Genomic DNA, 25,713 nt, shown 5'->3' with positions numbered 1-25,713 from the left:
CTGGGATCCTGAAAAACTGGGGTTCTGCGGAGCTCTCTGGCTGTTTTACGCTTTGATGTTGATCTCGATCTGATCTGGGCTGATGCCGAAGGTCGCGGCCAAACCCAATTTCGCTTCGGCAAGCGAAAGGGGGCGTACATTTTCGGAGAGGGCGGCTTTATCCGGCGCGGGCGATGCGGGGAACGGCGACCACGTCAACTTTTCCGGATCAATATTTTCGTGATCCAGGTCCGTGTACCCAACAGGATTTCGGCTGCCATCCCAAGAGTTAGGAATGCTCAGAGGCGCGTATTCACTAAAGTGGATGACAAAGCGGTCCTTTGCGGCTGTGACGCCCGATACCTTGCCAAGAAGAAACGCCGTTCCGTGAGGGTGACCCGGCTCGCTCCAGTCGGCATGCATGTTGCGGACGAGTAAGACAAATTTGCATTTCGCAGCTCGGGTCTTGCTCAGCTTCCAATACGCGGACCCGCCTTCCGCAATCATGGTTTTCAGAGATTTCCCGGTAAAAATTTTGATAACGTTTTTCATAGAGTGTTTTATAGTTGATTGACAGTATGACATAAAGTTATCTAACTGTTTAATTTAATTTAAAAGACTCCGTGTGGTTTTCGGCAGGTGCTAACAAGAAAAGATCTGCCGTATCCAAAGATTTCGGCCCGCTCGAAAATTAGGGGTGGCAAGTGCAGGACCTGGGAGCGAAGTAGCAACATGCCCAAACCTTTTCCGGCTATAACAGGCTAGATCATCCCAATCCGCAGCGTGGGAACACCATAAAAAGAGGGGGGGCAGAGTGCTTGATGTTAAGAATCTGAAAGGGACGACGTTCCGTGGCTGGGCGGTCTTGGAGGAAATCGGACGAGGCGCGGACGGAATTGTCTACAAAGCCGCACAGGGTGATAGGCAAGTGGCTTTGAAGATGTTTTTCCCGGAAGCAGTAGCCAAGAACGGGCTTGGGGAGGAACGGGAGCGCTTAGAACTCCAGCTAGGTTTGGTCGGGGCTAAGCATCATCCCAATCTTGTGGAGATCTACGAAGGTGGCTTTGAGGAAGAACTCAAGACGTTCTATCTGGTCATGGAATATGCTCCGGGCCGCTCGTTGGATAAGCTGCTGGATACGCTCCCTCGCCCAGCGATAGCGCCGCTTTTAAAGCAATTAGCCGAGGCCGCAAGATTTTTGCATGGGAAGGGACTTGCGCATCGAGACATCAAGCCCGCGAATATCGTGATCAGCGAAGACTTCTCTACGCTGACACTCTTGGACCTCGGGATTGCCACTCGTGATGTCGACGGTGCTGACGATAAGCAGTTATCCGGGGAAGAATTTGTTGCCTCAGTACGTTATAGCCCCCCAGAATTTGTGTGGAGAACAGAGGTAAGGACGGACGAAAGCGCTTGGACCGCGATCAGCTTCTACCAGATTGGCGCCACGCTGCATGACATGCTGATGCAAAAGCCTATATTTCAAGGCGTTGATACCCCCAGGGCCAAGCTATACGACGCTGTGCGTCTGACGACACCAGAAATACTTGCACACGATTGCGAGCCATGGCTGGCCCAGGTGGCAAGAGCATGCCTAGTCAAGAGCTGGCGTGAACGCGTGCAAATTGTCAATTGGGACCTGTTCCTTGGACCACCAGCCGATAGCGGTGATTCTTCAATCAAGTTATTGGATATTAGATTGCGGCAGATCCTTGCCGACCAGGAGAAGGTGCGGATTTCGGAGGAGAAGGTTAAGCAGCCACAGCCAGATCGAACGCAGGAATTGTGGAGACTGCAAAGTGAGACATTTCTTCGAGTTCGGCAATTCTTGATGACTGCCAATGTTTTCCCTCGGTTTAGCGGGAACCATGAAGCGAATGCCGACGGGGGCTATGTTCTCAAATATCGATTTGATGAGAACGAAGACCTACTGTTTCGGAAACAGCTGCAGATCGAAATAAGTTTAAAGGCAAGCCCAGCAACGCAGCTAACAACGGATTTGACTTTCGTGGCATTGATCGCTGATCAGGAGATTTCGCGCTCATCGTGGACTGAAGCTTTCACAGTGGAGTCAGCAGCAGATTTGTGTCAACGCGCCCTTATCGAGGTCGCGGGTCAAGTGGTTGACATCGAAAAAGGGTAGCTATGGCACACACATTTTGGATAAACGATAAGCAACTTGATGCCGAACAAGGAAAGGCTATTCAGGGGCAGAAGGCGGACGCGAGTTTTTTACTGCGCGGGCCAGCGGGTTCCGGAAAAACAAACGTACTTCTGTTGCGAGCTAGATGGCTGAAGTTTAAGAAGCTGAGCGATATCCGCATTATTGTTTTCACTTCGAGTCTCAAAACCTTTCTACAGGAAGGCTGCACGCAGTACGGCATTGAGCCAGAGTGCGTAGTTACTGGAATGCAGTTCTTTCGCAACCTTCTTATTGAATACGGTGTTGAAATTGAAGGAAAAGGAGACTTTGAAGAAGATCGCGTTCTTATTGCGGGGAAAGTTAAGGCGTTGATTGAGTCGAAGAATATCCACGATATACATGAAGCAATTCTTGTCGATGAGTCGCAGGACTATACGGATACTGAATTAGTGATCTTTCGCCAATTAACAAAGCGTTTGGTGCTCGCGGCGGATTCGCGGCAATCCATTTATCGGGTTACGCACACCGCTGGCTTACCAGAGCAGCTTGTACAGAACGACGTAATCACACTGCAATACCACTACCGCAGTGGATTCAAGTTATGCACCGTCGCCGATGCAATACTAAAAGACAACGTTAACTTCCCTCCAATGAAAGGAGAGTGCAAGTACGATGAGGATGCCAAACCGTCATCTGTGGAATTACATCCTCACGCCACGTTTTCAGAGCAAGTAAATGCAATACTGCAGAAAATCCCTGGACAGCTAGATCTCTATCCAGGTGAAAAGATAGGCGTTCTATTCCCTAAGCGGGAGCAAGAGGCCGAGTTCTCTCAGGCGCTAGCTCTCTCTGGCATACCCATGGACCGCGTGTGGAGCGATACATTGCATGGAGGAAAGGGCTGGGAATTCCGGGCGGTACACATTGGTGGCTGCGAGGCTCTTTACAAGATGGGGCCAACTCAGAAAAGACTTGTCTACACTGGTATTCTGCGCGGCCGAACATCCGTCAATCTCTACTACTCAGGCAGCATTCCCGGGTATCTAGACAGCGCTATTGCGCAGCTTGCGCCTCCTCCGGCCGACCCAGAACTCTTTCAACTGTTCGATAAAACATGACAGTACTACAACATCATTCTTTGCAGCAAATATTTGAGCTAGGAAAATCTAGCGGAATAAGGCGTGAAGATCTATTCTCCGCATCCAAACTCAACGATACCGCAATTCATTTTTGCATTTACGAAGATACGGATTCGCTTGAGTTGCCAACCATAGTAGTTCCGGCTGAAGATGATCTGGAGAGTTTTTTCGCGGATGTTGCAACTTACTTTCCAGAGCGGGCGCCTATATCAGCCTTTATGCATGTCTTAAGTGAATCTTCTTATCGCGCGTTGAGCACAACGCCTGATGCTAAGAATGCTGGGAGGGGATTTGACCTTTCAGTGTATGTCGGGCTTATCTTGGGGGATGCTCTCTCTGTGCTAAGGGCCGTCGGCAATAGAGCTACGCTCCCCAGCTACTCGGCCTGCAAGAGAACACTTGCATATTGCATAGCGCGAGCGACAGTCCTTCATCCTGATCTCTCATCACGCGAAATTTCAGAGCGATGGCTTCGGATTCGAGAGCTTTCCGGAATGGACGCGTCAACCAATGCGGCCGCATCGACAGTTTGGGCTGCCGAACTAGTTGCCGGTAAAGCACCGTCGATCAATGATCCTAAGATAGGCGGTTTCATAGAAACACTGAGCCGCTACTTAAAAAAACTTGCTGGGCGGGAGCAAGTGACAGAAAGTCTGATCGCTCTATATCCCAACCTTAGTCGAAGCGCACCCTTGCTGCATCAGGCATTTGACAAGAGAATCGATGCCTTTGGTGCAATCGTTAATGCGGTAAAACAGGACAGCCGAGGCTCAGGGCTAGACTCAATGTGCACCGCATATTTTTGCAACCTGATTCTGCCTGGTTCGATGGCGCATTCTGGGCTTATCGATAGACTTCTGCCAGATATGCCCGATGGCATGCTTTGGTATGGATTGTTTGCTGGTGCCTCGGAGGAGTTCTCTCTGACCTCATCGGTTGGCGGGATCGGGCAAAAGATTCTTCGCGACTTAGTTGCGCCGTTTGATTTGACTCAAAGGCCCACTTGCGATGTGTCCTTCGATGAATATGATGTGCTCGCTAGAGTTCCGCTTCGTTCCGAGGTGCTTAAGCCGACGCAAGCTAAGGCCATCTTGGTATCCCTATACCCAGGTGTCGACGTATACGTGAGATCCACAACGGAGGAGGACGAGGTTGATAGGCCTTCCATGGCCAGTATCTTGATTGAAAGGGATGAACGCGCCCATCAAGTTCGTCAGTTGCTCTGGCAAGCCGATAAACTTCTGGGCATGAGTGGACCAGTGGCTCAACCTGAGCGCGCTCCGGCGAAAACTCCTAGAAAATCTCGACAGAAATAAAGGCCGGTCATGCGCTCATTTGAAACCCTTTCTTTTTACCGGGGCGTCTCAGATAAAGTCGCGCGCGACCATCCTTCCATAATTCACACTCGGAAAGACCGAAAGCCGAGGGACACCCCCCTTCATCTTCACGAACATGCCGATAAGTGGTTTGAGGCCTCCTTTGGGGTTGGCTATCGTAGTCAGGCTGTTTTTTTAACTCCGAACCGGATCACCGCTCAGTTTTATGGAGACCACTGCGTACGAGTGCTGCCGCTGGGAAACTATACCTTTTGCTGGTCACGAAAATATGCGGATTTTCTACATCTGGTAAAGGATGATCCCGCCCTTGATGTGCTCACGAAAAGACTTAGTGATGCCTGTTATGGAACGGCCGATCTCGCACTGGCACACGACAGCGGAAATGAGCTCATGCTTTGCTGTGACGCATATGTCGCGGTTCCAATTGGATTACTTGGCGAAGACCCTACTTCCACAACGAACTCGACAATTATTCTCGGTACGAATGKTGGCTTCTAATATAGGTGGAACCCTGAAGCAGTTGAATAAGAAACTGGGCATCTGGCCAAGCATCGAGGCGGCGAAATCGCGAAGTCCCGTGACCATTTAAAGTAGGTCCGCACAAGAATGACTTCCCGCTGTATTTTTTGCAAAACTGACTCTTCCAAATCAAAAAGCGTAGAGCACGTCATTCCAGAAAGCCTTTGGAATACTGCACACATACTTCCACGCGGAGTGGTTTGTGATTCTTGTAATAACTACTTCGCGCGCCAGGTGGAGAAGCCCTTTTTGGAATCTGCCGCGATAGTTCAACTTCGTTTCTTGGAAACAATTCCAAGCAAACGAGGCCGCGTACCTTCGATAAAGACTAAGTTGCTATCTGGTCACTCGGTGGAACTGCGAAGTGATGGTGAAGGTCGAAAGAGTATGGAGGTGCCGATTGAAATATTGAATCAATTTCAAACAGGGGACCCAGCACGCTTGATTGTTCCAATTGACAATGCAGAGCCAGCCGAGAGAGTGGCCTCTCGGTTTTTGGCAAAAATGGCGATCGAGGCGATGGCTCTTCGTCTCGTTAGATATCCAGAAGGCATTGCTTACATTGCCGATGAGCAGCAGCTTGATCCCCTGCGCAACTATGCGAGACGGGGGTATCCTGCAAGTTGGCCGCATCACGCAAGACGCATATATGCAAGTGATAGAAAAAACTACGAGAAAGACGGATCGCTCTCGCAGACGGTGCACGAATTTGACTTCTTAGTGACACCTGCTAGCGAGTGGTATTTTGTATTCGCACTCTTCGGAATTGAGCTTGTCATAAATATGGGAGCGCCCGAACTTGATGGTTATCTCCATTGGTTGGAGGAAAACGGCGGTCGCAGTCCGCTTTATCCAAGTGCTCCTGATGTTAAGTAGTTCAATCTCTTCTTGATTTTCTAAGTAGGTCACCAACCAGCGCACAAAACATTTCTTGATCTGGGCTCTCTATCTGCGCCAAGGGAACTCCCAATGCTTCACAAATCGCAATGGCTTGCGCTAGCTCCGCTTGACTCAGTTTGTGAATCTCATCCATTGACCATGAAAAGTCCCCTCGGTGGGTGAGACGTTGCTGAACGATGTCTGAAGGTGTGGTTAGAAGAATAACTGCACTGCAGTTCAATTGTTTAAATACGTTTTCCCCGATGGATGAAAAATTGCCATCAGCATCGCGCAGAACAAAATGGCCATCCAAGAGGATGGGCGTGGATCCTTTGCGCAACTGGTTTAACGCCGCAATCAATGCCAACTGATTGCGGTCGATGTCAGCGGTTCGCTTTTCTTTGTCCCAATTCGCGCCATTCTCCCACTCTCTTATGAGCGCGCTTGCGGATGCGTATCGCATTCCTAACAAGGTTGCGGCTGAAGAGGATAGATAAGACTTCCCAACACCGTGCGCACCAGCTACAAAGACAATTTTTGCCATGAGACTGATTATTGGAAAAAGGCTCTTTTGGAGATTTTCTGAAGTTCAGTGCTGGTCAAGTAGCGGAACGATTGAGGGGCCGTGAAATTCTCAATCACGCCCGCAGGGCTAAAAGGAATTTTGAAGCGTTTTACCTTGCCCAAGATCACGGCGTAGCCTTTTTCCTTATCAGAGAAATATTCCGTGAGCTCTGCGCGCGTTAAGCCACCACCGAGGGTCGAGCAGTATGTCCAAAGCGCTGCTGAACCACAGTGAACAATTTTGTCGACATCTACAACCGCAACAATCTTTTGTATTGGCGAACTGGCATAGATCGCGATTGAACTCACACCTTCCGCCGCCCAAGCTCGCCTGAACTCGACACGCTTGATTGCCGAAACGATCATGTCGGCATAGTGCGGCTTCACGGATAGCAATATCGCTCTATTTGAACTGGGCGATTTCGAGGACTTTGGAGAATGCATTATTCTGTAATTTGAGAATGGATTGAATGGGACCTTGGACCACGTGGCTTGCAAGGAGCTCAGAGTAAGAAACTGGTCTTGGCAAATGACCTGTTAGGCGGAATAAGATGACTTTTGTTGCGCGACATGCCATGGCTTCTATCTCACTATGGCTATATACCGTTCTTCTGCTAACTAATCCGGCAATTTTTGATGCGTCGCTCAAAACCTCAAAACGATCCACGATTCCAATGGATGTCACGGACATTTCATCTGTGGTTCGATAAAAAAGAACGATGTCTCCAATCTTCAGTGATTTTGTTTGGGAATGGCACAGGTAGGCAAGTTTTATCGCGTTGCCTACATTGCCCAAACTAAATAGGCGGGATTGCAGTCCATAGTCTGGGAACAGCGCTTCATGAAATTGAGGTTGAATAGGTATCAGGAATTTTTGTACTTGTTGATCTTGCCTGAAATGTGGAAAAAATCGTTTTGAGTACTCGAGAGGCGTCAGTTCCAGTGTGGAGGGCGGTTTAATGGGATGGGGCTTAACTAGAACGCTATCACCGTTATACGTACCATGCGCTGAGAATCCAAAATCTTCAAGAAGTTGAATTAGATATTCATGGCGCGCCGCGTTCGCATGTATAAAAATATTCTCGCAGCCATTGTCAGATGCGTAGCGAAAAGCTGCTTTGAGAAATAGCTCTCCGATCTTGTGGCCTCGAACAGGCTCCGCTACTTTAAAAGTGCATAACTTGAGAGCCCGTCCATTGAGACGATCACCTGTATCGGTAATGGGTTCATCGACTTGTGGGTGGTAAACGCATAGGGCACCGAGTGCCTCGCCTTCCCTTCGATAGGTCCAGGCCCGACGATCTTCGCGTGCTTTCTTGCGAAACCAGTCCTCAAATCCGGGATACCCGTCGCGAAGGCTATCAAAGAAATCAGTTTCCAATGCCGGCGTCAGGCTGTGCATGGGAACATCTTCGATGTTTGGCAGTTCTATTTGCCTTGGCTGGTGAAGCCTGCGAAGCCAGTCCTCGGCAGTCTGAATCGTGTATATGCGCCCCGCCAGCCCTCGTACTTTGGCTTTCGCGTGCATTCCCCGATCTTCTGTGACCAGCGCGTGAACCGCGTCACATTCAAGTGCATAAAGAATTTCGTTGTCGCAAGCCTCATTGGCTGACACTGCAGAACTGTTCCAAGGACAGGGCGCCGGGTGGTCAAGTGCCGAATACTGCTTGAGCCGTTGCAGATTTCGTTCACGTCGATCTCTATCTGGATCTCTTTGGAAGTCGCTGACTGTGGCCGGGTGATAGAGGATTTGATGGCCTCCAGCTCCAGCCAGGCGAATGAAATTGGCAAGATTCGCTTCTAATATTTGATAGCTATCTTGAAGCGGTATCAGGACATTTGTATCCAGCAGGAAGCGAAGTCGTAGCGTCAACGGTAGTCCCCCCTAACACCAGATTACCCAGCCAGCTAGGCCATTATGTGTTTGCTTATCTTAAGGCATGGGGTCAGCTGGATAAATGGTGGTAGCCCGCGGATTACTGAGCCTCCGATTCCTGGCCCCGCATCCGTCGCGGCTCAAAGGCTTGTGTTGGCCGTGTTGCCCAAGAGGCTGGGATTGTCAGCGGTTAGTTTCGGGGTGCACTTGGGCGTCTCGGGCGCGGCAATCTCCGCGCGGGAATGGTTAAGGCGTGAGCATCGGTTTTTCCGACGAATCAGCTACAGTGGCCGCTATAACTTCGAGGAGGCAATATGGGATATGAATCGAACCGGTGGGAGGCAACGCCATGGGGCTGATCGTCTCTAGGATTATTGTGGGAATAGCCACTCTTTGTTTTGCCGCAGGCTGGGTCAAGGGTATCGCTCACTTCGACGCCTATTTTGGTATCTCGGCGTTTGTATTTGCCGGCCTGTTCTACGACTACAGGGGCATCAAAAAGAGCTTAACGCCGCACGATGAACAACTTTTTCAGAAATTCAGAGCGCTCTTTGCCGATCACGGATATATACGTGCCTATAGGGAACATCATTTTCTTTCAATGTTCCCCCGCGTATACGTTACGCCTCTATTTGAAGTAGTCGAAACGTGGTCCGATGCCGCACATACTTTCTCCAATAAAGCACTAGAGGGCAAGAAAATAGAATTTGTAAAAGCTGCTAATGATCTTGGAGTGAAAATTTCTCAGTACACGACTCCGACAGACAGTAATTCACACGTTACCGTTTTACCGCGAAACACCGATCCAGAAAATCCGCCTKACTGGATACGCCAGGAGGCCGAAGAAATTAATGCGTCTGTCCCCTTGTTTGTGAAAACACACGAAGACTTGTTAAAGCTGGGGAATAGGTTGGGTGCGCGGCCGGTCCAAAGTATTGGGCACAAAAAATGAATGATTCATCTAAATTGCGAGAGGCAATCGTTGCGGGTATGAAGCGAGCGTGCGAAGACATGGTCAGCTTTTGCGATCAACCTCAAGTTCAATTCAACGCCGAATACCTATTCACAGTCGCTACGGCAGTTGCTATCAATAAACTCAATGGGCCATCTGCTGATCCTTATGAAATTCATATAGAGCATGCCACCAAGTTCCTAGAACGTGATTGTCTACCTTTGATATCGCGAGGGCGTGATCCTTTAAAAAGAGGTGGTAGCGTATTTCGTCCGCATCATCCAATACCCAAAGTTTCTAGGAAAGGGCGAGTCGATATAGCTGTGTACGTCGATGGTTCAAAAGCGGGATATTTCGGGAACAAACCTCACTGTGTGATTGAACTCAAAGGGTTTAATCCCGGCAGGAAATTGATCCTCTCCGATATCCGTCGTAATCTCGAGTTTCACAGATTGAGCGGAGCCACAGGGAAAAGTACTTTGAATTTGTCTTTTTTCGGAGCGCTTCATTCGAAGAACCCCGATCAATTTGAAATGAATGAGGGGCATATTAAGAAAAAGTATGAAGGTTGGCTTGCTGAGCTAGGCCCGCTGCCAGATATCGTCGCGGAGATCCATACCTTCAATGTGAGCCATGATATTCACGGCCGCATATTTGATGAGGTTGACGAGCAGGTAATCGATAACAGTTCAAGGCATCACTTCATAGGCGCAATTGTCAGTCTGACTTCACTGCCACGTGTATGAATGCACCGACCACAACCCGGATGCCTCGTATGGTAGAAATTAAGAACAACGCAAGTACCCATAAGTATGAGGCGTTCTTGGATGAAAAAAAGGCAGGGGTTTGCCATTACCATCTGGATGGCAAAACGATCACATTTACTCACACGGTTGTCGATCCGGAGTGTGAAGGAAGGAAGTGGGGCTCTCGGTTGGCAAAGCATGTGCTGGATGAGAGTCGCGCTAACGGCTTGAAGGTAGTCCCTACCTGTACGCCGCAGCGCTCCCCGAACTCAGTTTGGCCGCAGCCGTGAACAGGTGAACATCCTCATACGGCGGCTAACGTAAAGGAACAGCCAGATCGAGGCGCTACTTCCACACCGCTGAACGCCACAAATCTCATAGGTGGCCTGTCAACCTGTGTTGGCTGCTGCTTGCGCTGAAATCCTGAAATTAGTAGGCGGTAGCTGGAAAACTAAGGTCACGGCTTGCGACAAGGGGCGTTTACGGAGCCTGCTAGGCCCTTCTGGTGGTGCGGTTCCGTTTCCACGCGCAGCAAGATTTTTGGCGGAGGAACCATTGCCGATGGCAGGCGCGGCCTGGGCCACGAAGTTGCGCTGGCTATCGATAAGTAAGTACTATCGCTTGTCAGTGAGACGACTGCTTGTCGCTCAAAAATACACAAATTGCAGAGCTTTAGGTGGCTGGTCCTGTCGCACTTAAGGTGAAGTCGGAACTAGCGGCATGTGACACATTCCTTTGGTGGATGGCCTTGTGTTCGGGCTTAGGGATCGTGAATATTGCCAAAACTAGGGCGGCTGCACCCTTTACGTCGTCCTAGTGACGCCACAGCAACTTGAACTAGGGAGACGACAAGATGCCGCCTCGTCGCGCCCCAGAATTTGTCCGGTCGAAAACAATACTGCCGGCGCATCGGCGATATCTTCTCGCTCTACTACTACGTGCACCTCTAGCAAATGAGAAGCTATGCACGACCGACAGATTTCTGCCATGAATGACAGTGCTGCAAATAGCATACGACCATTGATGTGTCTCCCCTATTCGGAGGATGCTAAAAAATCTCCTCGTAGATCACGATAACTAGGGCTACGAATCATCAGTCGATCAGGTTAATTTTCACACGCTCTAATATCGTCGAGAGAGATTGACAACTACCTTGGCCGCAATCTATAAACTTAACGGCGCGCTATTGCGTCGTAACTTGTAGAGGAAATTATGCAATTCATGCAGAAGCAAGCGCCCAGCGCTCAGGCTGAATCCAGCCGTCTGAAGCAAAAGACCTTTTCGCTGTCACCAGCGCAAGAGGGCAGCGCCAAGGCAGAACGCAGCGACGGCATCGCCGTGCGTGCTGACGCACTCCGTTATGACGGTCGCGTCATGCTCGGTGGCAGTAGCGGCAACGGTCACTGTTAATTAGTGGCTGCGGACCTATGATGCACCAGGTCCGTTAGAGCTCTGCGATGCCGTTCGGCAAGTAGAGCCGAAAGGTCTCTCATCCGAGAGGCCTTTTTTCAAGCTCATACGGCGTAACAGGTTTTGCGTCAGCAAAAAAACTCAAGACGAGTAGTATCCCGCTTGTCTTTACTGGGAACACACTTGGAATCGTACTTCGACCAACATCGCTTTGACATCAAGCTTGAGTGGGGACCTGAGGGTGTGAGGGCGTTGGCACCTCAATGCGAATGTCTTGTTATTGTGGATGTCATGTCTTTCTCAACCTGTGTAGAGATTGCCACTTCTAGGGGTGCCTTGATCTTTCCGTTTCCTTGGAAGGATGAGCGAGCCATTCCATACGGTGCCGAGAAAAATGCGCTCGTCGCAAGCATCAAGCGACGCTTTGGTAAGAGTGGATTCTCTTTGTCTCCCCATTCGCTGCTAGATATCGCTGCAGGAACTAGGCTCGTACTCCCGTCACCTAATGGATCGGCCTCGGTATTTCTGGCCGAGCAGCTTGGTGCTCGGGCGGCCATTGGATGCTTGCGCAATGCAAGTGCTACAGCGAAATATTGTGGGCAGTTCAAGTCCGTTGGAGTAATAGCGTGCGGAGAGAAATGGACGGGAGGTGAGATGCGCCCGGCGCTAGAGGACTACATTGGAGCGGGTGCCATCATCGCCTCTCTCAATGGAATTAAGTCTCCGGAAGCTCAGATGGCGCAGGCGGCCTTTCATGCAGCGGCGCATGCTGGCTTAGCTGATGTTCTTGAGAAATGCAGCTCCGGCTACGAGTTGAGAGAGAGAGGATTCCAGGATGATGTTTCGCTGTGCGTTCAGTTAGACGTGAGCGATACGGCATGCGTGCTTCATAAGGATTGTGTGCGTGCTTGGGGCGAGATATAACCTCACTTCCGGTCGCAAGAGTGGGCGGCACTCAATGAGCTAGCGGAACTGTTCGTATTTAAATCCGACTAACCGCTAGTAGCTTGACTCATTCTCAGCTCTCAAATGGTCCAGCTATCGTATGGCGGCGGTCTTCTATATCTTCAGACAAGATAAAGGTACGCAGATGAATAAGCATGCACAGCCCGTGCGTACCTCACCCGAAAGGGGTGAARGTGAACCGCTAATCAAATTCCTCGCCCTGCTTGCGGATTGTCCGTCTCCTGAGCCTGCTGACCGGTCCCTCAATGAACAGGCACCTTTGCGGGCGTTACGCCACTGCGTTCCGTTTAGCGAAGCTTCAGGATTTGGTTGGTGGCTGCGGTGTCCCTTGGATTTCCAGATTCTTTGGGAGGGTCATCGAATGGTCTGGCGCTTGGCGCCAGATGACGAATGGGTCGAGTTGAAACACGGTCAGATTCCTGGCTCAGCGGCACAATTCAATCAATTCGCCCCCCCGGAGCTTCGGGACATGATTCCCCCTTTTCTCAGTGCCTTACCAGAAAGAGGTGTTGTGCAGATATGGTCAGGTTGGACCGCCCAAACCAGAAAGGGGTGGAGCCTTATTGTCCGTGGCATAACCAATAAAATCCCCCATCCCAATTACTTCACGATGGAAGGAATTGTCGAATTTGATGTGTGGCCCGGACCCATCTTTACGAACATCCAGCTGCTACATACGGACCAGGTAGTGAGTTTCGCTAAGGGTCAGCCTATCATGCAAGTGCAACCTGTATTAACCCCTGCAAGACTACGTGAACGCATGAAAAGTAGTTTGATCATGCGACTGGAAGAAGAGGTACCCGCGGCAGTTTGGACCGCCTATCGCGATGCCGTAGACAGTAGAAGAATCGCGGCGGGTGCCTATAAGAGCAAGGTGACATCGAATCGAAATAGAAAGTAGCCCCTGTGAACAACTGGGCACACAATCACGCATCTTGAGCGCTTCTTTCAGTCGCACCTTTGATAGGAAAAGAAGGCATTGCATCGAACAACAGCTGCATGATGTAAGAAAATGAGCGGTTCGACTCCTCCTTGAGGGACTCTCAGTTGTCATATCTTGAGCCAATGAGAATATAGCTTCACTAATCTGCGCGGCGAAGTCCGCGCTTAGCCTCCGCTGTTTTCTCTTTCACAGACTTGACATAATTCGACTGTGGAAAAAGACCCGAATCAAGCTTAAGAATTGACGCGGCCTCTGCGTAATGCACGGAGACGTATCCAGCGCCTGCACGCTTCGCGCGGTGAATAATCTCCGATTTCAGGCTGCCGGCGACACCCCATTCGAAGCCAGGCGGCAATGACTGCGGCACCATATCAATAAGGCGCCAAAGTGCAGTGTGCAACTTCAATTCGTACGATCCTCGATCTCTGCCCAATGTCAAGCAAGAAAGGTCGTTCATACCTATGAGTAAGTTCGAGGCGCCTGCTTGGACGAATGAATTGGCATCCAGGAGAGCGGAGGGAATCTCAAGCATGGCTCCAACACGACCTTCAAATCGAGCCAGCCGAATTTGCTCTACGGCGCTCTTAAACTCGCTGGCATCCTGGACAAACGGAACAAGTAGACAGAGATTGCTGTGATTCGCGCTCACCTCACTTAGTAGATTCAATTCGATCCGCATCAGTTCCAGGTCGGCTAGGCATCGTCGAATCCCTCTACTGCCCAGTATCGGATTGTGCTCGCGCTCCTCTGTTGGGCTTCCAGAAAGAACCGCAGCTTCGTCGCTCCAGAGATCCACAAGCCTGTACCAAACTGGTCTGCCGGCGAACTCCGCACATACGTCCCCCACATATGTTTGTAAAGCGCTAACTGCGCTCGCGATTCGCAGCGATGCAAGTCGATCTCGAAGCAGGAATTCACCGCGGATAAGCCCAACGCCTTCCAGGTCTAACGATCCAAGACCACTACAATCCTCGCCACTCAGGGAGAGTCGGTACTTCATGGTTGATCCGTTCTTTCGTGTGTCTGCACTTGCTTTATTTCTGCAAAGATGACACATGACCGAGGGTCATCTGTCAGGCCACATTTTTCATTGACTCGCCTCGAGGCTGATCCTTCTTTTGCCGTGATCTCCATCACCGTTGTGGCGCCGCGGCCAAGCGCGTCATGAGTGGCCCGGGCATTGAGCCATGTACCAAGCCCCGTACCCACGAGTGCGCCATCAATGCAAAACGCGAATCCCATCGAGCTAGGCTCGTCGCCTACGAATATCGATTGCATGCAGATTCCGCCGCGCACAGCGCCACCGTAGTCAACCAGGATGGTGGTGGAGGTAACTCCGTCCAGCCCGCGCAGTATCCAACCGGGAATTGGCACAATTCCTTGCGCCTGCTGCAGTGCTTGCAGCTCCGCGATGGTGCGGGGCGGACTGTCTTCATGCAGACGTTGCAACTCGCAGCAAGCCGCCTCTGGTGGCACAAGTAATTTCTCTATTCGGCCGGAAATATGGTTGCGATGTCCGACTAACAGGTCGAGGGCTTCCTTACAGTCGTAACCGATAGAGGCTAGGCGACCTGACATTGCTATCTTTTGGGCCGAGGCGCAGTGAACAAGAATTCGCGACGGAAACCCAGCCGCTCGCAACCTGTTCGCCATCTGATGAATTCGGACCTGCAAAAATCCGACGGTACGCCCTTGTGAAAAAATCCCGGGCATGCCCTCGAGGCGATCGCGATTTAGAAAGCATGTTAACTGCGCAAGGCGAATATTCTCAGGCCCAGCCAGTTCAACTGACGAGTGCCCGACGGCCGGTTTCACCTTGAGGTGCGTACTATGAAGCATGATATGCCGCCACTACATGCAGTTGTTGCTCCTCCCACAGTCCAAGAGGAAAGCCGACTTGCGAAAAGCTCTTTGCCAATAATGTACTCACTCCGACGTCAAAGTGTTTCCTTGACAGGCAATCCTGAAGAACTCTGGAAAGTTGGAGGAACGCAATCGCCCGGCAATAGCTTGTGATATCGGTCTTGCCTGAAAGTGACAGCGACACTTGTGCATGCAACTGCCGTGCGAATGGTTTCAGCGCGGAAAGTCTTTCCCACATCAATGAATTTTCATTGAACCTCTGGCAATGCTCACCCGGCAAGTCCTCGCTGAATAACTGATCCAGGAGCTCGCTGGACAGGAGACTGTCAGGGGCCGCAATAAGCAACGCGTAACCACGCCTGACAAGACTGTAGAAGCCGGTGAGAGAATTGCTCAATGCCTTCCCTCCTATATGGGAGTGAAGCGCGCGAAAAATCCAACCCGGAAGGGGGCCTCCGCGGTGTGAGCGTGCTTGCTCCTGAACACTTTCGCCGAAAATTAGCTGCAATTCGAATGCCATCGAAATTTCGTCATCTGGGCTATGTACAAGGGACATGCACCTATCGCACGCCGGTGAAAGTGTGCGCAATTGGCCTAGCAGGGATTGCTGGAACCGACTACTACCTTTGAGTTCGGACACGAACTTCTGCAGGTCATTTCGTGTCCTGTCTGATCTTACGAACAGGCACAGGGACGGACCAGCAGTTAATAGTCGTGGCGCCAGCCATTGAGAGTGGTGGGGATCGTCAGGATGTCTTGGGTTGCTCTGTCGGCCTGCGTAGAGTCGATGGGTTTCGGCATCTGAAAACACATGACTTAAAGCTGCGAACACCTTCAACTCTTGCTGACCTAATCGCTTAATAAGGTCATCAAGCAGGTTCTGTGCTAACAGATCAGGTGTTGCGATGAGGACAGCAAAGTCAACGCCGCTCGTCATCGCGCTTCTTCGCCGGTAAGAGAGCCAAGCGCGCCAGAGAATATTGCTTGAGGGTTAGAGATCGTTGCACTTACATCGTTCAACATCGTACGGACATCATGGACATCAAGATCTCTTGCAATGTTCTCTAGATACTGACGAACATATTTGTAGGAGTCAGGGCTGTCCTTGAACCCATACTTTCGGATCACTGTTGAAATGGCAAAGTAGTCTGGCCGATCAGCCAACGCAGCGTCCTGTACGAGACCTCCCACGCTGCGATCCAGAAATGGCATGTCTTGATCGGATGTGGCCTTCAATAGCTCGAACGTCCGGTACAGCCTCTTGTGCAATGAACCACCGCTTATTCCAAGGCGAGAAAGCACTTTTCTCATGGAGGAAAACTCGGCCGCCCCCAGCCCATCGGCCAATAGAACATCAATGGAGTATTCAATAATGCTGTGCGAAAAGTCCAAATGTTCACGCTTGGTCCAGTTGATCGGCAAAGCAGTATTTGCAAATAGCAGATTTTTCGATTTTGCATTGGCGAAGAACGTGTTCGCGGTTTTTTTTGCCGCAGCCATTCTTTGATACGCCCATCCGCATTTCTTTTTAATGGTGGTGTCGTTCTTGCCGTAGTGGATTACCCAGTCAGCCACGATATGGGACCGAATGAGACTTGGTGCTGCACCAAGCTCGGCCGGAAATTCATCTATGGTCCACATGTTCGCGTAAGCCCAATCATGACAATGCAGCATATTAGGTAGCATAAGATCAATCAAACCCTCTCCATAGATGTCCTCATGACTATGAAGGCCGCTTCGCAGGGCGACTTCACAATGGCCCAGCATGTCCATATGGCATCTCCTAATGTGCTGTTGATGTGTGTAAAGAGATGAATTCGGCCATCATGGACACGACAGTGTCCAGCTCCTGCGAAGGGATTTTCATAAGGCCTAGTTGAATGGTTCGATCGACCAACTTGAGTGACTCATCGCAGCTTTGCAATCCGAACTTCTTCACGCCTGCTCTTATGGCGAACTCGTGCGCAGATTGGGAGGCTGCTACACGCGATCGAAAAGACTCGACATCGTGATCTAGATGCCCGAAGTCACCTTGGACACCGAGTTTTTGCAACACAGATTTCAGATGCGGAATTGACCAACGTTCTCCCTCTAGACCAAGTCGACAGAGTGAATCTCGCAAGGCGTCAAACTGCTCATGGGGCATTGTTCTTGCTAGATGGCTGTCGATGCAGTACTCCATCATGGTGTGAGAAAACCCTCTGACGCTATCGCGCCCTCGGTCAGGATCAGCCAGACCCAATCTCTCAGCCTCGTCGAAGAAGGCTTGATACGAACTGGAAAATATCGACATGCGCTTATAGGCCCAGCCTTTGCGCTTTGCGAGGTTTCCGGATCCGTAGTGCACCCACCAATCGCCCAACATGTGTGCCTTGATGAAGGCCTGAACCAGATCTGAGTCAGGCATCGAGAAACAGTTGGAGTAACCCCATTCATGACAACGCACGAAGTCTGGCAAGTACAGCGCAGGGCCATCGCTACCAAGGAGTGCGGAGCTAGAGTATCGTCTGCTAAGCGACGAAGTAACGTAGTGGCCGATGATGTACATACATCAAACTGCTTCGGAAACTTGCATTTCGTGATCGTTCACGATAATTCCGTATTTCAGTCGCCACTCTTCGTTGTAGATGGTACTCACGTATGAGCGACCACTGTCGGGCAACATGGCAATGACTGTCTTCCCCGAATTTTCTGGCCTCTTGGCATAGACAGTTGCTGCGGCCAAAGTTGCGCCGGCAGAGGCACCGACAAACATGCCCTCGGTCCTGAAAAGTCGCAAGGCAGCTTTGATGGCTTCTGTATCTGAGACGGCGATGGCTTCAGTGACTACGTCAAGTCGAACATTCTTCGGAACGAAGTCGCCGCCGATTCCTTCTACTCGATACGGGCGAGCCAATTGCTCGGTCCCGTCCCTCGCGCCCTTGAGCACACTTCCTATTGGGTCAGCCATGATGATGTCAATGTCGCTTTGCTTCTGGCGCAGATAGAGGCCAATCCCGCTAAGTGTTCCACCGGTACCCATGCCGGCGATGACAGCATTCACCTTTCCGTGGGTTTGCTCCCATATCTCTGGGCCGGTACTGCTGTAATGTGCTTGCACGTTCTCGGGATTAAAAAACTGATCCGCGTACCATGCTCCCTCTATCTCCATGGCCAGAGCCTTGGCGCGACTCATGAAATGCTCTGCGTGCCCGTAAGGTATTTCGTAAGGACACATAACCACCTGTGCACCTAGGGCTTTAAGCAAGTTGACTTTCTCGGAGCTCATCTTTGTTGTCATCGTGGCAACAAGCCCGTAACCACGGGTGGCTGCTGCCATCGCCAGTCCCATTCCAGTATTGCCGGCAGTTGCCTCGACAATCGTTCCCCCAGGCCGCAGCAATCCAGCGGCTTCGGCCCGGCTTACCATGTGAAAGCCAATTCGGTCCTTGACCGAGCCGCCAGGATTCATGAACTCGCATTTGCCCAGCAAATTAACAGAGGTTTGAGTTGAAAACCGTGACAACCGCACCAATGGCGTGTTGCCAACGGTAGCCGCAACACTCTCAAATATTTTCATCATTACTCTCCAATGAGCGCCGCCAAGTCGCTGGCAGTGATTCGGTTTGCGTAATCTTCACCCACGACACCTTCTTCTCTCAACCGCCGTATTGCATGCTGGCGTGCGGATTCTTCCAGCGCTTCCAAGCTCATGCCAGCACTGGCGGCAAGTTTTGTTAACCATTGCCGGCCCACGCGCAGATGCATCATCTCGTCTGCATGCGTGTAGTCAAAGGCTCGCGCGCTGTCCCTGTCTCCCTCCTCGTAACAGCGGTCCGCTATTCTTTTCAGCGTACCGACTTGGTTAAGCTCTCCAAATATACTGATCTGCGCAAAAGCTATCAGCGGTGGAAGGGGCGAGCGCACGTTGATCCCGATAATCCCGCAAGGGATAGAAAACGGCTCATAGCCAAGGCGCTCCAGATTCTGCTGGCCCATCTCCGCGTGGCGCGCTTCATCCCAAACCAACCTGGCCAGCATTGCTTCAAGCTCAAAGGACGGGCGAAGATCAAATATGACGTTAGCGAAGGTCTCAATGGCATCAAGTTCGTCACGCTGAACGCGGAACAACTCAAAGCACTCCGATGCAAGCGTTTCGTCCGTCTTTGCGACCGAGGCCCCTTCAGCGTCGTAACTGCGAGTGTGATGAAAAGTAGAGAAGCGGTCATCTCGCTCACACTGGTCAGGCCGCACATAAGTGGGGCATTCAGTGGGCAATATACCTTCGCGCTGCACCTGAGTGACTTTAATGCTTATGTGCTTCGCCAGCTTCGACCAGGCTGCCGGTTCATCGCCAGCAGCAGTCGCCGCTTGCTCGACTTTCTCGTGCCATGCCTGCATCGATTCAACATCTCCGTGCACTCGCCTGAGGATACGAATGGAGGGTTGATCAAGAAGCCCGTCTGCGGCAAGCAGATACGATTTCAGATGAATAACAAGAGGATCCAGTAGCACCTTTCTCAGACAGACCACGAGACTAACCGTATCCTCAATTAGCAATATCTCGTTGATAGCTACCTCTAACCAGGAAGGCGACCCTTCGTCCAAGGACTTTTCTGATACGCGAAGTTCCCGTAGTCTGCTTCGCAATGCAACTGCGGCCTCAGAATGCTGATAAAGGTGGTGCGCCAGCTCTAACTTCAGTTCCTGATGACCAATTCTGATAAGACCGCCAGCCAAGGTTCGCACACATGCCCTGTGCATCCAGTATGTGCGCAGTAGATCTGCCGACGCCTCAGTAACCGTCATAGAGCCGCCAATTCTCCGACCACTCTGGGGAAAGTGATAGCGGTGTGCACCGGGCTGCGCGCGCGCGGTACGGCTCTTGGCGGTTTTCGGAGACGTTGAGTGACTCTCAAATCCGTAGCTATCAGACATGGCAAACTTCCTTAATTGATGCAGCAAGAGCACGTCCCAACGCTGTGATGTCGGAGGCTATTTGAATCCCCACCGATATACGCATATAGTCTTCAACCCCTGTTTGCTTGAGTGCCAAACCCTCATAGCAGCGTGCGGTCGTCTCGTCCCATCCGTATCCTGCACGGATACTGATGTGCAGGCCTAGTCGCGAAGCCCTGTCACGCCAAGCCCGAAGAATTTTCCGGTGCAACTCGGCTGCCGAAATATCGGGCAGAGGCCGAACTCGTAGGAATACAAGGCAACCTGCCGGAGCGGCTGTCGCCACAGTCTCGAAATTCGGTGTTAGTAGCGTGCACATCTTCAGAAACGGCAGATCACAAACCGATTGAATCAATGCTTGCGCATTGCGTGAATGGATTTGAAGTCGTAGCACCGCAGCATCGAGCTCACCCGTTCGAATATGATGAAATGCTGAAGCCTGCAGCTGTTGTCCCGAGCTTCTGGCAATGCCGCGCACTGCGGTGATAGCTTCCCGCGCACCATAGATGACACCGCCCATGACGCTTCGGCACAAAAACTTTGCCGTGCTCTCCACAAATAGAGCTGAGCGATGTGCATGAGCAATTTGACACCATTGCACAGCCGGCCCATAGAAAGAGTTGTCGACAATCAGGCGAGTCTTTGATCCAATTGAATCCAGTAGGCGAGAACTGTGTCCGCCCGACGCGCCGGGTGTGGCGTTAGCCGCTTCCAAGATCGCGACCTTAGGTTCATCCGCGTTGGAGGCCACCCTGTTTTCGGGGTGTACGACGATTACCCCGCGGCACCGATACACTTGATTGAGTAAGTCAGTGGTTTCGAAATAACTCGAAGCCTCAGCCAGAATACTGTCGCCTTGTCTCAGTGAAACGCTCTCTAAAGCCAAGGCTATTGCAGACATTCCGCTGTTCACCAGAATCGCGTCCTCGGCACCGTACAGTTCTGCGATTCGCATTTCAAGCCGGCGGCGAGCGCCATGCTCGTAGACGTCCCAGAATGTGTTCAGGCTTTCGCCTCTGGCTTGTCTACCCGCATCTTCCCAGAACTGTTCCATGCTCTCATAAGACATGGCGATGGTCTCATCGGCTATGAGGCATAGTGCGAGTTGCTTCGCAACGGTTCTGTATTGACCTTGCAGTTCATACTCATCATCTATTGCATGGTCCGCCCGTTTCGAGAAGGTCTCCAGCAGGGAGCAGGCGGAGGCGGCGACGGCGGTAAGGCTGGGCCGTTCTTTAGCCCAACTTTCAGCTTCGCTCACTAGGCCAATTAATAGCTTCCGCCAGTATTGTCGAACTAGCCCATCGGCGGGTGCGGGAAGCTCAGAAAGTTGGGTCATTGACCATCCTTCGCACGTCGCGCTTAATGGCCATTAGGTCCATCACTCCATCTAGATCTGCATACCGATCTGGCCAACACTCGTGCAGGGCACTGTAGTGAACAACCGAGCTTTCCACGCCAACTTCCCCCAAGCGCCGAATAACTTGCGCGGAGAGATAACCAGCGGCTGCTAGGTCTGCACCCGCGGCGGCCGCTTGAGCTACAGCGCTACCGACCAAAGACAACACGCTGGGATGATCCTTCTGGTGGGAAGCGCTTTCGCGGGATGCCCCCAAAGTCAGACTGGTAAGGTCATTCATGCCGATGGTGACTTGATCAATCCCTTCGGCAAGTATTGCTCGAAGATCAATAATGGCTGATGGAATTTCGGCCATAACGCCGAAGCGTGTGATGAGTGACTCCGACTGTGCAATCTTGAGAAATGCCCTCACCTCGTTCGCGTCTGTCACAAACGGTAAGAGAACGCAAAGATTTTTATGTCTTGAGAAAATCTTCCTTAGCACGGAAAGCTCGCATCGAAGGGAGCCAGTATGAAGTAATCCCCGACGCAATCCACGCAACCCAAGCATCGTTGTCTTCTCTTTGATCTGTACGTCACAACCAGGAAGAACGTTGACCTCATTGGACTCCATGTCGATAAGCCGGTACCATACTGGTCGACCGGAAAACATGGAGCATATGTTAGAAACGTACTGCTCAACATATGCTTGGCAGCCGGACTGAGATACCCATTCGCCTGCCTGTCTGCACAAGTACTCGCCACGGATGAGTCCCACACCGTCGAAGTCTTGCACAACCGAGGCGGCTGGAATTTCTCCATTAAGCCCTAGCAGCAGTCTCATGAGCAATCCTCCAGATCGACGACCATTAGGGTGTGGCCTAGCGGTATTCCCGGAACTTTAGTCGTGTGGTGGATCTGGCTGACGCGTCCATGCTTCTCACACAATTCCCGCCATTCATGCGCCGTACGGTGCTGACCGGGAATGGGTAGCTGGGTCCTGTAGAGACTGCAGTTAAAGATTGCGTCCACGAGTAAGTGATAGTCGGCTTCGTAGACCTCCTCTATACAGTTCTCAACGATGAGAATGCGCCGCGCAGCGCGCTGTGCGGCAAGCTCGAGTAATTGCACGGGGTCAGTTTCATGATGCAACACGGTGCAAAGCAAAATCGTGTCGTGCTTGACCGACGATTCATGTGTGGTGATGAAAGTTTCAAAGTCTTCTATGTCACGGATCCAGTCCCGATTCATAACTCCGCGCTGAAACTGACGTTCGACCAGATGTACGTTTGCGCTGCATGCTTTCCCGAGCTGATTACCAACAGCCCCATCACCGCACAAGAGATCGAGCACGCTTTCTCCGGTCACATGGGGAGCGATCCAATTGGCTAGCACCTTCGCCCGGTCAATCGCCAACGCGTCACCCCATGGACAGACGACCTGCTCCTCCCGAAGCAGGTTTCCAATAGCATCTAGTACGTCATGGCTGTTTCGCCGCAGATGCGAATGTAGTGCTTCGGTTAAACGCGTGGAGCGCTGCGCCGCAATTCCGAACGACAGGAACAGGGCAGGAAAGTGCCGTAACAACCCTTCCTGGGCCGCGGTACTTTTGATTCTTTGAAGAAATCCCATGTCYATCATTCATATCTCCTAAGAAGCTCTTTGTGGTACACCTGACCTTTGACCAGCATATGTTTTGCAAGGTCTGTTAGGTGCAAATCGGTTCCGTGCGAAAACTGAACGGCAATATAGTCGTCATGCAATTCGTCGGCTGCAAGCAGCCGCAGCTTAGGTAATCTCCACTTCCATCGATCCAGACTTTGCCCCGCATCGAACAACGTGGCATCGACGAGGTTGTCAAAAAAATATCTCAACTTTAGACATGCGCTTTGTGCATCGCCTTCGCGCAGGCTCCGATTCGTCCCTTTAGCGTAGTCTTCACACTCCATCAAACAGAACATTGCGTTCCATCTCAGAAATGTCTCTTCGTCGAAGCAGGCTCTCAAACGTTGGTAACTGTCGAAGTTCCCCAATGTCCAACTGCATCTGAAACGATGAAGAAGCTCAAGTGCGTGCGTACGCTCAAGTCCCCCAAGTGACCGAAAACTTTCCCACAGCTTGACGCGATTGACGGGTCGCATTTGGTTAAGTGCATTGAAGAGTGCATGAAACTTCTCCACCGCGTGAAATTCCACGTCAAGCTCTACGTCGCCAATTGTTAAATATGAAATTCCAAACTCAAGGCGTTCCTGGAGTTCACGCCTTTCAGAATCGAATTCGCCACGTCGAGCTGCAATGTTCTCGCGGCTTGTCAGAACAAAAACATCCAAATCTGATGAGTTGTCGCCTAGACCCTCCACGAGGGAGCCACCTACATAGACGATGTCATCTGGATAGAGTTTGGCTGCCGCCAGGATTGCTGTGGCATCCAACCCTCGCCGTGACAGAGCAGAATTCAGCTGCGAACCCTGCACTTGCCAAACCAGGTTGTTTTTCATGCTTCAACTCTTTTTTGATTAATTCTGACCACATGCAGTCGTATCCGCTGTCCCCTCGGTTGCTTCAAGTGCCCCCGAATCGAATCCGATCGGAAATGGCTCAGTCTCGCCGAACAAGCGGTAGAGCTGCCAGCCATAGTCACGAGCTCGATTTCCTTTCCATGGCTCTAGTTGAGTGAGTGTCTCAGCGGGTACCCGAACTCCAAATGTTCGCTGCAGAAAGCGCAGGAAGTAATAGACGTTGGGTCGGATCTCCAACGCAATGCAGATGCGCACGAACTTGTCCCAGTCGATGAGATTTTCTTGACTAAGCATTCGTCCTATTTCCGCAAGGCGGGTTAGTCGTGTTGTAGCGCCGTGCCAGGATATTTCTAAGTAGTACAGCGCTAAGCAATACCACAAGGTGTCGGTGGGGCTTACGCCTAGTCCCTGGTCAAGCAGACTGGGCTCGGCATCATCAAATATTTCGGATGCCGGAAAAACTGCATCCAAGCCGGTGGCGAAGTCAAATGTAATAGCCGCGAATACCGCTCCCTCATACACAAAGACGGGTTTTCGCCAACCACTTTCTGGTAGGACCAAGGAGGCCTGAGAGGACGAAATTCCATGTAGTTTTTTTACCTTGCCAAATGACGGAAGACTGTAATTCCCATCCTCTCGGCGGTCGATATAGTCCTGCGTGAATGGCTCGATCTGACAGGTCTCAATATTGAGCTGACCTTGCATGTAGCCCAACTCACACATCAAATCCTTGACTTTCGTGCGATCAGCCTCCTCGATGAGAACATCGATGTCACCGCGAAAGCACAGCGGCATCTCCGCATACCATCGTGCGGCGATGTCCGCGCCTTTTATGACGGCGAATTTGTAGCCAGCAGATCTGAATGCCGCAAGAGTTTTTTCAATCTCTAGACGTTGCTCCTTCCAGAGCGCCGCGGAGAGCTGTTGATACTGGACTAGCTCAGGCGAGGTGAACGCACCCGTAGCGCCCAAACCTTTCTCGATAAGAAGAAGCGCGTGAATGCTATCCAAAAATATGGGATCGGTGACAACGCCTGGCTTAGGGTGAGGGTTAATTGCACTGTGCAAAGCGGACAGAAGAAATTTTCCTTGATCACTCAGCATCTTTGCTCTCCGAATTTCGCTAACCTGTTCGCCGTAGGTTTCGTTTGCCGTGCTTCATGGGCCAAGCGTCCAACAACCCATCCCAACAATACCGATGCATCCCAATTTGGGGAGCTTGTTGCACCGGAGGTCGCGACCTCACCAGGACGAGACAAAGTTATTACCAGTGCGGTGAGCGACATCACTGAACGGCTAAGACAAGCTTGGACAATCTCAAGACTCTAATGTCAATCGTCATTGCGACGACGACCGCTGGAGCGGGAAGCATTCCCAGCGCGGGCCCTCGCCGAAGGCATATGGCTTGATCACGAACTGCTTTCCGCGCTACCGCCGATCGACTTAAGAAGTTAGCCGTTTTCTCGTCAATAAGGCTTTGCTTGGTGGGGCCATTGCCCCCGAGAGAGATTCGGTAGAAAAACTGCGCCAATGTGGAGCTTCTGGCCATCGCCTTCAACTCTGAATGCTTTCTCGTATTGGTCATCTCTGTCCTTCAC

General features: G+C 51.3%; 27 protein-coding genes. 11 read left to right on the top strand and 16 right to left on the bottom strand.

Annotated features, from left to right (window positions below):
• Nucleotides 1–45: 45 nt before the first annotated feature.
• Nucleotides 46–531 (bottom strand): hypothetical protein, encoded by a 486-nt coding sequence (locus tag AC1D13_RS21365; RefSeq protein WP_477690263.1) that lies wholly within the window; start codon nt 529–531, stop codon nt 46–48.
• Nucleotides 532–793: 262 nt separating this feature from the next.
• On the opposite strand from AC1D13_RS21365, the gene AC1D13_RS21360 reads away from it, so the two are divergent.
• The 5 genes from AC1D13_RS21360 to AC1D13_RS21340 all read left to right on the top strand — a co-directional run bounded on the left by AC1D13_RS21360 (nt 794) and on the right by AC1D13_RS21340 (nt 5,996).
• On the top strand, nt 794–2,125 hold the full coding sequence (locus AC1D13_RS21360) for a serine/threonine-protein kinase (protein WP_477690262.1): 1,332 nt from the start codon (nt 794–796) through the stop codon (nt 2,123–2,125).
• Between the two features lie 2 nt (nt 2,126–2,127).
• Complete coding sequence (locus AC1D13_RS21355) at nt 2,128–3,243, top strand: AAA family ATPase (protein ID WP_477690261.1); 1,116 nt, start codon at nt 2,128–2,130, stop codon at nt 3,241–3,243.
• Nucleotides 3,240–4,580 (top strand): hypothetical protein, encoded by a 1,341-nt coding sequence (locus AC1D13_RS21350; protein ID WP_477690260.1) that lies wholly within the window; start codon nt 3,240–3,242, stop codon nt 4,578–4,580. The genes AC1D13_RS21355 and AC1D13_RS21350 overlap by 4 nt, the downstream gene beginning before the upstream one ends.
• A 9-nt stretch (nt 4,581–4,589) precedes the next feature.
• The gene (locus AC1D13_RS21345) at nt 4,590–5,099 is read left to right on the top strand and encodes a hypothetical protein (RefSeq protein WP_477690259.1); all 510 of its coding nucleotides are present in this window, start codon (nt 4,590–4,592) and stop codon (nt 5,097–5,099) included.
• A 108-nt stretch (nt 5,100–5,207) separates the two neighbouring features.
• Nucleotides 5,208–5,996, top strand: coding sequence for an HNH endonuclease (locus tag AC1D13_RS21340; protein WP_477690258.1), 789 nt, complete (start codon nt 5,208–5,210; stop codon nt 5,994–5,996).
• Between the two features lies 1 nt (nt 5,997).
• Here the strand turns inward: AC1D13_RS21340 and AC1D13_RS21335 are convergent, their stop codons facing one another.
• Genes AC1D13_RS21335 through AC1D13_RS21325 form a run of 3 tightly spaced genes read right to left on the bottom strand, consistent with a single transcriptional unit; the run spans nt 5,998 to nt 8,436 of the window.
• Entirely contained in the window at nt 5,998–6,543 is a 546-nt protein-coding gene (locus AC1D13_RS21335; protein WP_477690257.1) for an ATP-binding protein, read from the bottom strand.
• A gap of 8 nt (nt 6,544–6,551) precedes the next feature.
• Nucleotides 6,552–6,950, bottom strand: a complete 399-nt coding sequence (locus tag AC1D13_RS21330; RefSeq protein WP_477690256.1) for an ASCH domain-containing protein — start codon at nt 6,948–6,950, stop codon at nt 6,552–6,554.
• 16 nt (nt 6,951–6,966) lie between these two features.
• Nucleotides 6,967–8,436, bottom strand: coding sequence for a GNAT family N-acetyltransferase (locus AC1D13_RS21325; RefSeq protein WP_477690255.1), 1,470 nt, complete (start codon nt 8,434–8,436; stop codon nt 6,967–6,969).
• 352 nt (nt 8,437–8,788) lie between these two features.
• Here AC1D13_RS21325 and AC1D13_RS21320 point away from each other — a divergent pair, with 352 nt between their 5' ends.
• The 6 genes from AC1D13_RS21320 to AC1D13_RS21295 all read left to right on the top strand — a co-directional run bounded on the left by AC1D13_RS21320 (nt 8,789) and on the right by AC1D13_RS21295 (nt 13,414).
• Nucleotides 8,789–9,391, top strand: coding sequence for a hypothetical protein (locus AC1D13_RS21320; protein WP_477690254.1), 603 nt, complete (start codon nt 8,789–8,791; stop codon nt 9,389–9,391).
• Nucleotides 9,388–10,137, top strand: a complete 750-nt coding sequence (locus tag AC1D13_RS21315; protein WP_477690253.1) for a hypothetical protein — start codon at nt 9,388–9,390, stop codon at nt 10,135–10,137. The genes AC1D13_RS21320 and AC1D13_RS21315 overlap by 4 nt, the downstream gene beginning before the upstream one ends.
• Nucleotides 10,134–10,427, top strand: coding sequence for a GNAT family N-acetyltransferase (locus AC1D13_RS21310; protein ID WP_477690252.1), 294 nt, complete (start codon nt 10,134–10,136; stop codon nt 10,425–10,427). Before AC1D13_RS21315 ends, AC1D13_RS21310 begins: the two co-directional genes overlap by 4 nt.
• Before the next feature lie 931 nt (nt 10,428–11,358).
• Entirely contained in the window at nt 11,359–11,547 is a 189-nt protein-coding gene (locus AC1D13_RS21305; protein ID WP_477690251.1) for a hypothetical protein, read from the top strand.
• 183 nt (nt 11,548–11,730) lie between these two features.
• Complete coding sequence (locus AC1D13_RS21300; protein WP_477690250.1) at nt 11,731–12,471, top strand: 2-phosphosulfolactate phosphatase; 741 nt, start codon at nt 11,731–11,733, stop codon at nt 12,469–12,471.
• 121 nt (nt 12,472–12,592) lie between these two features.
• Nucleotides 12,593–13,414, top strand: coding sequence for a DUF6065 family protein (locus tag AC1D13_RS21295; RefSeq protein ID WP_477690249.1), 822 nt, complete (start codon nt 12,593–12,595; stop codon nt 13,412–13,414).
• Nucleotides 13,415–13,595: 181 nt separating this feature from the next.
• On the opposite strand, the gene AC1D13_RS21290 is transcribed toward AC1D13_RS21295, so the two are convergent.
• From AC1D13_RS21290 to AC1D13_RS21235, 12 genes are read right to left on the bottom strand one after another with little or no spacing between them, the layout of a single operon-like run.
• Nucleotides 13,596–14,456 carry a putative PEP-binding protein gene (locus tag AC1D13_RS21290; protein WP_477690248.1) on the bottom strand — a complete coding sequence of 287 codons (861 nt, stop codon included), beginning with the start codon at nt 14,454–14,456 and terminating at the stop codon, nt 13,596–13,598.
• On the bottom strand, nt 14,453–15,295 hold the full coding sequence (locus AC1D13_RS21285) for a hypothetical protein (RefSeq protein WP_477690247.1): 843 nt from the start codon (nt 15,293–15,295) through the stop codon (nt 14,453–14,455). Before AC1D13_RS21285 ends, AC1D13_RS21290 begins: the two co-directional genes overlap by 4 nt.
• Complete coding sequence (locus AC1D13_RS21280) at nt 15,285–16,256, bottom strand: hypothetical protein (RefSeq protein ID WP_477690246.1); 972 nt, start codon at nt 16,254–16,256, stop codon at nt 15,285–15,287. Before AC1D13_RS21280 ends, AC1D13_RS21285 begins: the two co-directional genes overlap by 11 nt.
• Nucleotides 16,253–17,092 carry a hypothetical protein gene (locus tag AC1D13_RS21275; protein ID WP_477690245.1) on the bottom strand — a complete coding sequence of 280 codons (840 nt, stop codon included), beginning with the start codon at nt 17,090–17,092 and terminating at the stop codon, nt 16,253–16,255. Before AC1D13_RS21275 ends, AC1D13_RS21280 begins: the two co-directional genes overlap by 4 nt.
• Nucleotides 17,093–17,102: 10 nt before the next feature.
• Nucleotides 17,103–17,867, bottom strand: coding sequence for a hypothetical protein (locus AC1D13_RS21270; RefSeq protein WP_477690244.1), 765 nt, complete (start codon nt 17,865–17,867; stop codon nt 17,103–17,105).
• Nucleotides 17,868–17,870: 3 nt separating this feature from the next.
• Nucleotides 17,871–18,878: a PLP-dependent cysteine synthase family protein gene (locus AC1D13_RS21265; RefSeq protein ID WP_477690243.1), complete on the bottom strand. Its 1,008-nt coding sequence runs from the start codon at nt 18,876–18,878 to the stop codon at nt 17,871–17,873.
• A gap of 2 nt (nt 18,879–18,880) precedes the next feature.
• Nucleotides 18,881–20,236, bottom strand: coding sequence for a hypothetical protein (locus AC1D13_RS21260; protein WP_477690242.1), 1,356 nt, complete (start codon nt 20,234–20,236; stop codon nt 18,881–18,883).
• Nucleotides 20,229–21,596 (bottom strand): PLP-dependent transferase, encoded by a 1,368-nt coding sequence (locus AC1D13_RS21255; RefSeq protein WP_477690241.1) that lies wholly within the window; start codon nt 21,594–21,596, stop codon nt 20,229–20,231. The genes AC1D13_RS21260 and AC1D13_RS21255 overlap by 8 nt, the downstream gene beginning before the upstream one ends.
• Nucleotides 21,580–22,440: a putative PEP-binding protein gene (locus AC1D13_RS21250; protein WP_477690240.1), complete on the bottom strand. Its 861-nt coding sequence runs from the start codon at nt 22,438–22,440 to the stop codon at nt 21,580–21,582. Before AC1D13_RS21250 ends, AC1D13_RS21255 begins: the two co-directional genes overlap by 17 nt.
• Nucleotides 22,437–23,228 carry a class I SAM-dependent methyltransferase gene (locus AC1D13_RS21245; RefSeq protein WP_477690239.1) on the bottom strand — a complete coding sequence of 264 codons (792 nt, stop codon included), beginning with the start codon at nt 23,226–23,228 and terminating at the stop codon, nt 22,437–22,439. The genes AC1D13_RS21250 and AC1D13_RS21245 overlap by 4 nt, the downstream gene beginning before the upstream one ends.
• A 5-nt stretch (nt 23,229–23,233) precedes the next feature.
• A complete protein-coding gene (locus AC1D13_RS21240; RefSeq protein WP_477690238.1) occupies nt 23,234–24,094 on the bottom strand; it encodes a nucleotidyltransferase domain-containing protein in 861 nt (286 codons plus the stop codon).
• A gap of 18 nt (nt 24,095–24,112) precedes the next feature.
• Complete coding sequence (locus AC1D13_RS21235; RefSeq protein WP_477690237.1) at nt 24,113–25,219, bottom strand: nucleotidyltransferase family protein; 1,107 nt, start codon at nt 25,217–25,219, stop codon at nt 24,113–24,115.
• Nucleotides 25,220–25,713: the final 494 nt, after the last annotated feature.

The organism is Polaromonas sp. P1_E12 (assembly GCF_056405975.1).
This window is presented reverse-complemented; position numbering and strand designations above follow the sequence as displayed.